This window comes from Sphingomonas sp. CCH9-F2, assembly GCF_001556735.1.
Classification (GTDB): Bacteria; Pseudomonadota; Alphaproteobacteria; order Sphingomonadales; family Sphingomonadaceae; genus Sphingomonas; species Sphingomonas ginsenosidimutans.
The window spans coordinates 1-12,109 of sequence record NZ_LSJO01000628.1 but is presented as its reverse complement, the minus strand read 5'-3'; the positions used below and the strand labels follow the sequence as shown (position 1 = coordinate 12,109).

The window sequence follows — 12,109 nt, the reverse complement described above, 5'->3', positions numbered from 1 at the left end:
CATTCATCTCGTGACAGCCCGGAGTACCGCTCCCGCGATTACCCCATGTTTTCGGGAAAGCGCCCGACTATCACGATACAGCGCCCGCGAAGCTCCCCCTCCCCAACCTCCCGCCTCCGCGCTACCATCCCGGCCATGTTCATCGGCCATTACGCCCCCGCCTTCGTCGCCGCCGCGCTGCCGGGGCGGGCGCGTCCGCGATTGGGGGCGGTGTTCGTGGCGGCGCAGCTGGTCGACGTAGCGTTCTTCCTGTTCGTGCTGGCGGGCATCGAGCATATGCGGCTGACGCCGGGGCATACCGCGATGAACGCGGGCGATTTCTGGGACATGCGCTATACCCACAGCCTGATCGGGACATTCGGGTTCGCGGCGGGCTGGGCCGTCGTGGCGCGGCTCAGGCGGCAATCGTGGCGGGTGGCGTGGATCGGCGCGGCGGTGGTGGCGTCGCACTGGCTGCTGGACTGGATGGTCCATGCGCCCGACCTGACGTTGCTGGGGGCCGGACACCGCTATGGACTGGCGCTATGGAACCGTCCGCAGATCGAGATGCCGCTGGAACTGGGGCTGACCGCGCTGGCGGCCACCTTCTACGTCACGCGAACGCGGGCGATCGGGTGGCAGGGGCGGATCGCGCCCGCATTGCTGGTCGCGGTGCTGCTGGCGGTGCAGGCGATCGACTGGACGACGCCGCAGCCGGCCGCGCCGGTCGATCCCGCGCCGCCGTCGTTCGCGGTCACCGCGCTGGTCGCCTATGCCGTGCTGGCCGCGCTGGCGTGGTGGACCGCGCGCGTGCGGCGCGTTCGGGCTGGACCGGCGGTGTCCATGCTGTAGGGACAGCGGCCATGAAGGCGACCATCTGGCACAACCCGCGCTGTTCGAAGTCGCGTCAGGCGCTTGCGCTGCTGGAGGCGGCGGGCGCGGACGTCACGATCGTCGACTATCTGAAGACCCCGCCGACCCGCGACGAACTGGCGCGGCTGTACGATCGCGCCGGCATCGCCCCGCGCGACGCGCTGCGCAAGGAGGCGCCCGCGGTCGCCGACGATGCCGCCGCGCTGGACCTGATGGCGCGCGATCCGGCGACGATCGAGCGGCCGCTGGTGGAAACGGCCAGGGGCGTGCGGCTGGCCCGCCCGCCCGAACTGGTGCGCGACCTCCTGTGACGCTGCCCCCCTTCCCGCTGCCGGACGCGGCCTTCTGGCGGCGGGCGCGCGCGACCCGTGCCAGCGTGGTGATCGACGCCGACGCCTATTTCCGCCGCGCGCGCGAGGCGATGCTGAACGCGCAGCACCAGATCCTGCTGGTCGGATGGGATTTCGACGCGCGAATTACGCTGGCGTTCGGGCAGGATCACCCGGAGGCGCCGACCGACGTCGGCGATTTCATCGGCTGGCTGGTGAAGCGGACGCCGGGGCTTCAGGTCTATATCCTGCGCTGGGACAAGGGCGCGCTGAAGACGCTGTTCCGCGGACGGACGCTGTGGACGCTGTTCAAGTGGCGGTTCTTCCAGAAGCGGATTCACCTGCTGCTCGACGGGCATCACCCGGTCGCCGCGTCGCATCATCAGAAGATCGTGGTGATCGACGACGATCTGGCGTTCTGCGGCGGGATCGACATGACCGACGAGCGGTGGGACACGCGCGCGCATCGCGACGACGACCCGCACCGCCGCTCGCCATCGGGCGGGGCGTACAAGCCGTGGCATGACGTCACCACCGCGCTGGAGGGGCCTGTCGCGGTCGCGCTGGGCGAATTGTGCCGCACCCGCTGGGAGATTGCGGGCGGCGCCCCGGTGCCGGCGCCGCCGCCGCGCGCCGGGGCGTGCTGGCCCGAGAGCCTGGCAGCGGACTTCACCGATGTGGACGTCGCGATCTCGCGCTCGCAGCCCGAACATGGCGGGCTGCCCGCGATCCGGGAGATCGAGGAACTGTACCTGGCGCTGATCGCGGGGGCGCGGCGGCGCATCTATGCCGAGAGCCAGTATTTCGCGTCGCGCCGCATCGCCGAGGCGATCGCGCGGCGGGTGGCCGAGCCGGACCCGCCCGAGATCGTCGTCGTCAACCCGGTGACCGCGCAAGGCTGGCTGGAGCCGCTGGCGATGGACACCGCGCGCCAGCGACTGGTAGCGGAGATCGAGAAGCGCGACCATCGCGACCGCTTCCGCCTGTACCACCCGATGACCGCGGGGGGCGAGGCGATCTACTGCCATGCCAAGGTGCTGGTGGTGGACGACCGCGTGATCCGGGTGGGATCGTCCAATTTCAACAATCGCTCGATGCGGCTGGACACCGAATGCGACGTGACGATCGCCGAGGAGCCGGAGACGATCGCGCGCATCCAGGCGGACCTGATCGCCGAGCATCTCGATGCGCCGATCGCGGACGTGGCGGCGGGGATCGCCGCCGACGGCCTGATCGCGACGATCGAGCGGCTGCGCGGCACGGGCAAGACGCTGATCCCCTACGACCCGCCCGAACTGAACGACGTCGAGCAATGGCTGGCGGACAACGAGGTGCTGGACCCCGAGGGACCGGACGAGATGTTCGAGGCGTTCGCGAAGCGGCCGGGGCTGTTGCGGCGGTTGCGGCGGAAGTAGAAGCGCGATCGTCACCCTAGCGAAGGCTGGGGTTTCCCGCGAGGGAAGGCAGGTGGCAGACGCGCGAGACCCGAGCACTCGCTGGGGTGATGGAGCTTCCATCTGGCATCCCCCGCGCCATGCCGCTATGCGCGCGCCATGACCGCCATCACCCCCGAGATCGTCGCCGACCACGGCCTGTCGCCTGAGGAATATGACCGTGTGCTCCACGCGCTGGGGCGCGAGCCGAACCTGGTCGAACTGGGCATCTTCTCGGTCATGTGGTCGGAGCATTGCAGCTACAAGTCGAGCCGCATCCACCTGAAGAAGCTGCCGACCACCGGCCCGCAGGTGATCTGCGGCCCCGGCGAGAATGCCGGCGTGGTCGATATCGGTGACGGGCAGGCTGCGATCTTCAAGATGGAGAGCCACAACCACCCGTCGTATATCGAGCCGTACCAGGGTGCGGCGACGGGCGTCGGCGGCATCCTGCGCGACGTGTTCACGATGGGCGCGCGACCGATCGCGAACATGAACGCGCTGCGCTTCGGCCGGCCCGACCATCCGAAGATGCGTCACCTGATCGCCGGCGTCGTCCATGGCATCGGCGGCTACGGCAATTGCGTGGGCGTACCGACCGTCGGCGGCGAAGTGAACTTCCACCCCGCATACGACGGCAACATCCTGGTCAATGCGATGACGGTCGGCATCGCGGACACGAACAAGATTTTCTATTCGGCGGCCAGCGGCGTCGGCAACCCGATCGTCTATGTCGGCAGCAAGACCGGGCGTGACGGCATCCATGGCGCGACCATGGCGTCGGCCGATTTTGGCGAGGATGCCGATGCCAAGCGTCCGACGGTGCAGGTCGGCGACCCGTTCACCGAAAAGCTGCTGATCGAGGCCTGCCTGGAACTGATGGCGTCCGACGCGATCGTCGCGATCCAGGATATGGGCGCGGCAGGCCTCACCTCCTCCTCGGTCGAGATGGCCAGCAAGGGCGGCGTCGGCATCGAACTGACCATGGACGACGTGCCGCAGCGCGAGGAGGGCATGACTCCCTATGAGATGATGCTCTCCGAATCGCAGGAGCGCATGCTGATGGTGCTGAACCCCGGACGCGAGGACTTCGCCAAGGCGATCTTCGAGAAATGGGAGCTGGATTTCGCGGTGATCGGCAAGGTCACCGATACCGGGCGCATGGTGCTGACCTGGCGCGGCGAGACGGTGTGCGACATCCCGCTCGCCCCGCTGGCCGACGACGCGCCGCTGTACGACCGCCCGCACGTCCCCACCCCGCCCGCGAAGGCGCTGGTCGACGTGCCCGAAAGCCGCGACCCGGCCGCCGACCTGCTGGCGCTGATGGGATCGCCCGATATCGCGAGCCGCCGCTGGATCTGGGAGCAGTACGACCACATGGTCGGCGCGGACACCGTCCAGCGTCCCGGCGGCGATGCCGCGGTGGTGCGCGTCCACGGCACCGACAAGGCGCTGGCGATCACCACCGATTGCACCCCGCGCTATTGCTTCGCCGACCCGGTGGAGGGCGGGAAGCAGGCGATCGCCGAGGCGTGGCGCAACCTGACCGCGGTGGGCGCCAACCCGCTGGCGGTGACCAACTGCCTGAACTTCGCCAACCCGCAGCGCCCCGAGATCATGGGGCAGATCGTCGGCTGCCTGGAGGGGATGAGCGAGGCGTGCCGCGCGCTCGACTTCCCGATCGTGTCCGGCAACGTCAGCCTGTATAACGAGAGCAAGGCGACCGGTGGCGGCTCGGCGATCCTGCCCACACCGGCGATCGGCGCGATCGGGCTGCTGGCCGACTGGCAGAAGAACATGACAATCGCGTTCAAGCAGACCGGCGACATCATCGTCGCGGTCGGCACGCGCACCGGTCATCTGGGCCAGTCGCTGTGGCTGCGCGAGCTGCACGGGCGCGAGGAAGGCCCGCCGCCGCGCGTCGACCTGGAGATGGAGCGCCGCACCGGCGACTTCATCCGCACGCAGATCGACGCCGGCGCGCTCGGCGCGGTCCACGACGTGTCCGACGGCGGGATCGCGGTGACGATCGCGGAAATGGCGCTCGCGGGGAACATCGGCGCGATGATCGACCGCGCGCTCCCCTATGACACCGCCGCGGCACTGTTCGCGGAGGACCAGGGCGTCTATATCGTCACCGTCCACGACCATGCGCTGCTCGACTTCCTGCAGGCCGCGCTGGACGCCGGGATCGAGGCCGAGCCGCTGGGCCGGACGATCGGAACGCGGGTGATCTTCGAACTGCGCGACGGCGATTTCGCGGTGGCGCTGGACGACCTGCGCCGCGCCCACGAAGGGTTTTTCCCGGCGCTGATGAACGGGTGACGCCGGTGCGGCGATGACGCCGCACCGCCGCCACCGGCGGGACATGATCTCGCCGCGCTGCCAGCCGACGACGACGGGCGCGATCCGCGGCCGGTCGCGGCAGCAGGGGGACGATTGATGACCGCCACCACCGACCCGGTCGCCCGCCCCGCCCCCCGTATCGCGCAGCTCGATATCATTCGCGGGCTGGCGGTGGTGGGCATCCTGGTCGCCAACCTGCCCGCCTTCGCGCTGCCGGCCGCCGCCTATTTCTCGCCATTGGCGTGGGGCGGCACCGGGGTGGCGGACCGGATCGCGTGGTTCGTCACCTTCGTGCTGGTCGAAGGCAAGATGCGCGGGCTGTTCTCGATGCTGTTCGGTGCGTCGATGCTGCTGGTGATGGATCGCGCCGCGGCCGGCGGCCGATCCCCGGCGGCGGTGCATCTGGCACGGATGGCGGCGCTGTTCGCGATCGGGCTGGTCCACCTCTACCTGATCTGGTGGGGCGACATATTGGCGCATTATGCGCTGGTCGGCACGGTCGCGCTGGCGTTCGCGCGGGCGCGCATCCGGTTGCTGCTGTTCATGAGCGGCGTGCTGCTGCTGATCGACCTCGTGCTGGCCACGTCGGTCGCGGCGATGCTGGTGGCGACGCCCTCGCCCGCCACCGGATCGATGGTCGCGGCGGTGGTGCGCGGGTTCGGCGTCCCGCCGCAGGCGGAGCTGATCGCGGAGGTCGACGCCTATCGCACCTCCTTCGTCACCGCGACGCGGTTCCGGCTGGCACATGCCGGAACCCCGCTCGACGGGCTGTACGTGTTCGGGTTGCAGACGTTGAGCGCGATGCTGCTGGGGATGGCGGCGTTCCGGTCGGGGTTCCTGACCGGGGGCTGGTCGCGCGCGACCTATCGGCGGATCGCGCTGATCGCGCTGGGTACGACATTGCCGCTCTATACGCTGCTGGCGTGGCATTCGATGGCGGGCGGGTTCGGTTATCGCCGCATCTTCCTCGCCTCCATCGTCCTGGGGCCGGTGCTGCGCCCGGTCACGACGGTGGGCTATGCCGCGCTCGCGCTGGGGGCGGTGCGCGGCGACGGACGGTGGAGCGCGCGGATCGCCGCGGTGGGGCGCGCGGCGTTCAGCAATTACATCGGTACGTCGCTGGCGATGCTGCTGCTGTTCACGGGCGCGCACCGTTTCGGCACGCTGTCGCGCGCGCAATTGTATGTGCTCGCGCCCCCGATCTGGGCTTTCATGCTGTGGTGGTCGCCGTGGTGGCTGCGTCATTTCGGACAAGGGCCGCTGGAGCGGGTGTGGCGCATCATCGCCAATGCGCCATGGCAGATGCGAACGAGACGCAATTAGACTTGCGAGCAGATCGCAGTAGCGATATTGTTACTCCGAGCGGAGGGAGTTTCAATGGTCGTCTGCGTTTGCAATGCAATTCGCGAATGTCAGGTGCGTGAGGCGGCGCGATCTGGCGCAACGACCGCATGCCAAGCGTATCGCACGGTCGGATGCCAGGCGAAATGCGGCCAGTGCATTCCGTTCGCGCGATCCATTATCGCTGAGGAACGCGCGGCTGCGTAACATTCGCAACCGCTAAAAACCGCAGAAATCCGCCATTTTTCGGCTGTCGTCGGGCTGCGTTTCGCGCTATCCGCTTGCCATTCCCACATCGGAGGCAGGCATGAAGGGCGACCCCAAGGTCATCGATTTTCTCAACGAAGCGCTGAAGAACGAACTGACGGCGATCAACCAATATTGGCTGCATTACCGCCTGCTCGACCATTGGGGCGTCTACAAGCTCGCCGAGTACGAGCGCCACGAATCGATCGACGAGATGAAGCACGCCGACTGGCTGGCGGAGCGCATCCTGTTCCTGGACGGGCTGCCCAATTTCCAGCTGCTCGGCCGGCTGCGCATCGGCGAAACGGTGGAGGAAGTCCTCAAGTCCGATCTGGCGATGGAGATCGAGGCGGTCGCGCAGCTGAAGGCGGCAATCGCTTATTGCGAGGACGTGAAGGACTTCGTCAGCCGCGACCTGTTCCAGCGCATCCTGGCCAGTGAGGAAGAGCACGTCGACACGCTGGAGCGCCAGTTCGAGATGATCGAGCGGATGGGGCTGCAGAATTACATTCAGCTCAACGCGGTCAGCGAGAAGGACAAGCCGTCGGGTTCGCACTAGGACCCGTTGCTCCTCACCGGAAACGTCGCCCCGGCCAAGGCCGGGGCTTCCCGCTGCTCCTGTCTCGTGCTGTCACCGGGAGATCCCAACCTGCGCCGGGATGACGGCAAGTGCGATGGCCACGGATCGTGCCTCCATGCCGCGCCATCCTGTCAGGAAGGGAGCGAACGGGCGAATGTCGAGGCGGCACCGATCCGCGCCGCGTGCGGGATAACCGGTGCGCCCCGCGTCAGCCCTGGCGGTTGCCGAACCCGGCGCGGCGGCGCACCGCCAGCGGGCTGGCATGGCGTTCCAGCTCGGTCAGCGTGCGCAGGAACAGCGGGCGCAGCGCGACGACATCGGCGATCGCATCGCGCGGCGATTCGTGATGCTCGACGCACTGGCGCGCGAAATTCTCGATCTTCTCGGCCAGCGTCGCCAGCGGATCGGCGCCAAACTGGCGCGCCTCGCCCTTCAGCGTATGCGCCGGGATGACCATCGCGGCGGCATTGTCCTTGCGCACCGCATCTTCCAGCGCGCCCAGCGACTTGATGCCGTCTTCACGGAAATAGCCCAGGATGCGCACGAAGCCCGCGCCCAGCTCCGCCTGCGCCTTCGCCAACGCCTGGCGGTCGACCAGAATACCTCCTTCGAACGACACGCTGCGCCTCCATCGCGGCGGTTCCCCTCCGCCGACCGGTCACGATAGCGGCGAGTGGTAAATGTTGCGTAATCGTCAGCTCTTGAACGGGTTCTTCGGCGCGCGCAGCGTCAGGCGGACCGGCACCGCGCCGAAGCCCAGATCGCGCCGGATGCCGTTCACCAGATAGCGCTGGTAGCTGGTCGGCAGTTCGTCGACGCGCGTGCCAAACAGCACGAAGCCGGGCGGCCGGGTCTTCGCCTGGGTGACGTAACGCAGCTTGATCCGCTTGCCGCCGGGCGCGGGCGGCGGGTTGGCTTCCAGCGCGCGTTCGAACCAGCGGTTGAGCTCCCCGGTGCTGACGCGTCGTGACCACGCCTCGCGCGTGGCGAAGGCGGCGGCCATCAGCTGGTCGATGCCCTTGCCGGTCGCCGCCGACACCGTCAGCAGCGGCACGCCGCGCACCTGCGCCAGCCCGTCGTCCAGCGCGGTGCGCACGCCGTTGAACAGTTTCGAGGCGTCCTCCGCCACGTCCCATTTGTTGAGCGCGATGACCAAAGCGCGCCCTTCCTCCAGCACGCGGTCGGCGATGCGCAGGTCCTGCGCCTCCAGCCCCAGCGTCGCGTCGAGCAGCAGGACGACCACCTCGGCGAAATCGACCGCGTGGAGCGCGTCGGCGACCGAGAGCTTCTCCAGCTTGTCCTGGACCTTGGCGCGCTTGCGCATCCCGGCGGTGTCGATCAGCCGCACGTCGCGCGGGCCGTCGGGACCGTTCCACACCCAGTCGATCGCAATCGAATCGCGCGTGATTCCGGCTTCCGGGCCGGTAATCATCCGGTCCTCGCCCAGGATGCGGTTGACCAATGTGGACTTGCCGGCATTGGGACGTCCGACGATCGCCAACTTCAGCGGGGCGTTGGGGTTTTCGGGATCGTCCTCTTCCTCTTCCTCGTCCTCCGGCGGTTGCAGCGGTTCGAGGTGCGGCAGCAGCGCCTCGAACAGGTCGGCAACGCCCTCGCCATGTTCGGCGGACAGCTGCACCGGATCGCCGAACCCCATCGCCAGCGATTCGAGGATGCCCGCCTCGCCGGCCCGGCCCTCCGCCTTGTTGGCGACCAGCACGATCGGGGTGCTCGACCCGCGCAGCCAGCGGGCGATCTCCTCGTCCAGCGGCACGATGCCGGCGCGCGCGTCGATCATGAACAGCGCGACGTCGGCGCTGTCGACCGCGGCCTGCGTCTGCTGGCGCATCCGGCCGGGCAGCGAGTTAGGATCCTCATCCTCATAACCGGCGGTATCGACGACACGGAAGTCGAGGCCGAGGAGGTACGCGTCACCCTCCCGACGGTCGCGGGTCACGCCGGGGCGGTCGTCGACCAGCGCCAGCTTCTTGCCGACCAGACGGTTGAACAGCGTCGACTTGCCGACATTGGGACGGCCGACAATCGCGACGATAGGGAAACGGGACATGGCCGTCACCTAGTCGCCCTGTCACCCGCCCGCAATGCCGCGATCAGCGATAGGCGGTGATCTCACCCTTGTCGTTGAGGACATACATCGTCTGGTTGGCGACGATCGGCCCCATCGAGAACGGCACCTTGCCGCTGATCGTCACCTGCACCGCGCCGTCGGACGGCGACATGCCGACCAGCTCGCCTCGCGAATTGGTCGCCCACAGCCGCTCGCCCGCCAGCACCGGACCGAACCAGTTATACGGGTTGGTGCGCTTCTTCTCGTTCTTGAACGCGCGCATCTGGCTGATCCAGCGGATCTTGCCGTTGGCGCGCGACAGACACACCAGCCGTGCGTCGTCGGTGACGACGAAGATCCACTCGCCCGCGACCCACGGCGTCGAGATGCCGGCGAGATTCTGTTCCCACAGCCGCTGGCCGGTAGCGATCTCCAGCGCGACCATGCGCCCGCCCTCGCCGATCGAATAGACGCGCCCGTCGTCGATCACCGGATCGGCATCGACGTCCGCCAGGCTCGACACCGAGGTGGTGATCGACGTGCGCGACAGCGCGTCCTGCCACAGCGTGCGGCCGTTTTCGTAGCGATAGGCCGTCAGTTCGCCGCTGGAGAAGCCGGCGACGATCGTCCCCGCGCTGGACGAGGGCGCGGCGACGCCGAACACGCCCTGCGTTTCGGGGTTGCCGGTCATGGTCCACACGACCTTCCCGTCCGCCTGCCCCAGCGCGTAGATCTGATTGTCCTGGCTGAGGACATAGACCTGACCGTTGGCGACCGTCGGCGCACCGCGCAGCGGCCCGCCCGGTTTGGCGCGCCACACGACCGCGCCGTCGGCGGCGTTCATCGCGACGACATCGCCCAGCCCGTCGGTGGCATAGACCTTGCCATCGTCATAGCTGACGCCGCCGCCGAATCGCGCCGAGCGGTTCTGGTCGTTCTCGGTCAGCGAGCGCGTCCACAGCGGCGCGCCGGTATCCGCGGCGAAGGCATGGACGGTGGCATCGACGTCGCTGACGAACAGCTTGCCCTCCGCCACCACCGGCGCCGCGGCGAGGCGGGCGCGGTTGCTGCCGCCGTCGATGCGCGCGCTCCACAGCTTCGACGGATTGGCCGACAGCAACAGGCTGCCCATCGACTTGGAGGCATTGCCGCCCGGCTGCGCCCACGCCTCGTTGGCGACGGGGGTGGGCAGCAGCACCTGTACCTCGGCGATGGTCTTGTCGGCTTCCGCCTCATTCTCCGACATCAGGATCGGCACGCGCTGACCCACGGTCGGGGTCTTCTTAGGCGCGCTCTTGAAGATGCCGCACCCGCCAAGGCTTACCAGCGCGGCAAGCGCCAGCCCGGTCGCGAAGCGTGTCTTCATTGCTTGGTCTTACCTTCGTTGCTGGCGGCCGTGGCGGCGGCGGCGGGAGCCACCCCCATCGCGCCGGCCATCTGAACCGCACGTTGACGCAGGGTCGGGGGCACGTCCTTGTCCGCGCCGATCCGCGCGAACACCTGCCCCGCCAGATCGCGGCGTCCCTGCTTGAGATAGGCGATCGCCATCAGCTCGCCCGCGCTGCCCAGCCACGGATTGCCGGCGACCGCCAGCGGGCGCATCCGCTCGACCACCACATCGGGCTTGAGCGTGTCGAATTCCGCCGACGTCTGGCGGATCAGCGCCAGATCGCGGAACGGCTGCGCCACCGAGGCGTCGCCCGCAACCGCGGCGAATTTCGCCGCCGCGCCGCGCAGGTCCTGGTTCTGGAGCAGGACGTCGGCCTGGCTGAAGATCGCGAGCACGCGATAGCCGTCGCGCTTCGACGCAGCGAGTTGCGCCAGCGGGGCGGCCGCGGCCTTGGTATCCTGCGCCGCCAGGTCGTCATACGCCTTTTGCAGGGTCTCGCCCTCACGTTCGGCGTCCTGATGCTGGCGATGCTGCCAGAACAGGAAGCCGGCAAAGGCAGCCAGCACCAGCACGATGCCCGCGATGATCGCGCGGCCATAGGTACGCCAGACGTGCAGCGCCTGATCGCGGCGCAGCTCCTCGTCGACTTCACGCACGAACGCTTCATTGTTCTGGGGCGTCAAAGCCACCGGTCACTCCGCGAAAGAGAGGGGGAAACCGCTGCGCCTTAGCGGGCCTTGCGCAACAGGGGAAGCGTTACGGCGGCGCGCGTCATCGCGGGGCATAGGTCTGCTCGTCGGTGGGGAAGGCCCGCGACCGCACCTCGGCGGCATAGGCCTCCGCGCGTTCGGCGACGAAGGCGGCCATGTCGCCGTAGCGTTTCACGAATCGCGGCACGCGCTCGAACAGGCCCAGCATGTCCTCCGCGACCAGCACCTGCCCGTCGCACTGCGCGGACGCGCCGATGCCGATCGTGGGCACCGTCACCGCCTTCGTGATCTCAATCGCGATCGGCTCCACCACGCCCTCGATCACCACGGCGAAGGCGCCCGCCTCCGCCACCGCGCGTGCATCGCCGACGATCTTGTCCGCCTCCGCCTGGCTGCGACCCCGCGCGCCATAGCCGCCCAGCGCGTTGACCGCCTGCGGCGTCAGCCCGACATGACCCATCACCGGGATGCCGCGTTCGGAGAGGAAGGCGACGGTCGGCGCCATCGCCACCCCGCCCTCCAGCTTCACCGCCGCCGCGCCGCTCTGCTTCATCAGATAGGCGGCGCTGTCGAATGCCTGCTGCGGCGAGCCTTCGTAGCTGCCGAACGGCATGTCGACGACGACGACCGCGTGATAGCTGCCGCGCACGACCGCCGCGGCATGTGCGGCCATCATCTCCAGCGTGACGGGCACCGTGGACGGCAGGCCGTAGATCACCTGCCCCAGGCTGTCGCCGACCAGCAGCAGGTCGCAATGCGGGTCCATCAACTGCGCCATGCGCACGGTATAGGCGGTCAGCATCACCAGCGGCTC

General features: G+C 68.6%; 12 protein-coding genes. 7 read left to right on the top strand and 5 right to left on the bottom strand.

From position 1 onward, the window contains the following. Positions 1-135 precede the first annotated feature (135 nt). The 7 genes from AX685_RS17725 (at position 136) to bfr (ending at position 7,106) form a co-directional block, all read left to right on the top strand. Positions 136-831 carry a hypothetical protein gene (locus AX685_RS17725; protein ID WP_066491027.1) on the top strand — a complete coding sequence of 232 codons (696 nt, stop codon included), beginning with the start codon at positions 136-138 and terminating at the stop codon, positions 829-831. A gap of 11 nt (positions 832-842) precedes the next feature. Further along, a complete protein-coding gene (locus AX685_RS17720; protein WP_066491025.1) occupies positions 843-1,163 on the top strand; it encodes an ArsC/Spx/MgsR family protein in 321 nt (106 codons plus the stop codon). Further along, positions 1,160-2,596: a phospholipase D-like domain-containing protein gene (locus tag AX685_RS17715; protein WP_420542549.1), complete on the top strand. Its 1,437-nt coding sequence runs from the start codon at positions 1,160-1,162 to the stop codon at positions 2,594-2,596. The genes AX685_RS17720 and AX685_RS17715 overlap by 4 nt, the downstream gene beginning before the upstream one ends. Before the next feature lie 138 nt (positions 2,597-2,734). Then, on the top strand, positions 2,735-4,939 hold the full coding sequence (gene purL / locus AX685_RS17710; RefSeq protein ID WP_066491021.1) for a phosphoribosylformylglycinamidine synthase subunit PurL: 2,205 nt from the start codon (positions 2,735-2,737) through the stop codon (positions 4,937-4,939). 117 nt (positions 4,940-5,056) lie between these two features. Further along, positions 5,057-6,283 carry a DUF418 domain-containing protein gene (locus AX685_RS17705; protein WP_066491018.1) on the top strand — a complete coding sequence of 409 codons (1,227 nt, stop codon included), beginning with the start codon at positions 5,057-5,059 and terminating at the stop codon, positions 6,281-6,283. Between the two features lie 54 nt (positions 6,284-6,337). After that, the gene (locus AX685_RS21260; RefSeq protein ID WP_082741067.1) at positions 6,338-6,508 is read left to right on the top strand and encodes a (2Fe-2S)-binding protein; all 171 of its coding nucleotides are present in this window, start codon (positions 6,338-6,340) and stop codon (positions 6,506-6,508) included. A 100-nt stretch (positions 6,509-6,608) separates the two neighbouring features. After that, positions 6,609-7,106, top strand: a complete 498-nt coding sequence (gene bfr / locus AX685_RS17700; protein WP_066491008.1) for a bacterioferritin — start codon at positions 6,609-6,611, stop codon at positions 7,104-7,106. Between the two features lie 229 nt (positions 7,107-7,335). Here the strand turns inward: bfr and AX685_RS17695 are convergent, their stop codons facing one another. The 5 genes from AX685_RS17695 to panB form a co-directional block, all read right to left on the bottom strand. Continuing rightward, entirely contained in the window at positions 7,336-7,746 is a 411-nt protein-coding gene (locus tag AX685_RS17695) for an Hpt domain-containing protein (RefSeq protein WP_066491005.1), read from the bottom strand. Positions 7,747-7,821: 75 nt separating this feature from the next. Further along, positions 7,822-9,195 carry a ribosome biogenesis GTPase Der gene (gene der / locus AX685_RS17690; RefSeq protein WP_066491002.1) on the bottom strand — a complete coding sequence of 458 codons (1,374 nt, stop codon included), beginning with the start codon at positions 9,193-9,195 and terminating at the stop codon, positions 7,822-7,824. Positions 9,196-9,238: 43 nt separating this feature from the next. Beyond that, positions 9,239-10,561, bottom strand: a complete 1,323-nt coding sequence (locus AX685_RS17685; protein ID WP_066491000.1) for a PQQ-like beta-propeller repeat protein — start codon at positions 10,559-10,561, stop codon at positions 9,239-9,241. Beyond that, positions 10,558-11,274: a tetratricopeptide repeat protein gene (locus AX685_RS17680; RefSeq protein ID WP_066490997.1), complete on the bottom strand. Its 717-nt coding sequence runs from the start codon at positions 11,272-11,274 to the stop codon at positions 10,558-10,560. Before AX685_RS17680 ends, AX685_RS17685 begins: the two co-directional genes overlap by 4 nt. An 82-nt stretch (positions 11,275-11,356) precedes the next feature. Then, positions 11,357-12,109: 3-methyl-2-oxobutanoate hydroxymethyltransferase (panB, locus tag AX685_RS17675; protein ID WP_066490994.1), on the bottom strand; the 753-nt coding region annotated here is incomplete at its 5' end.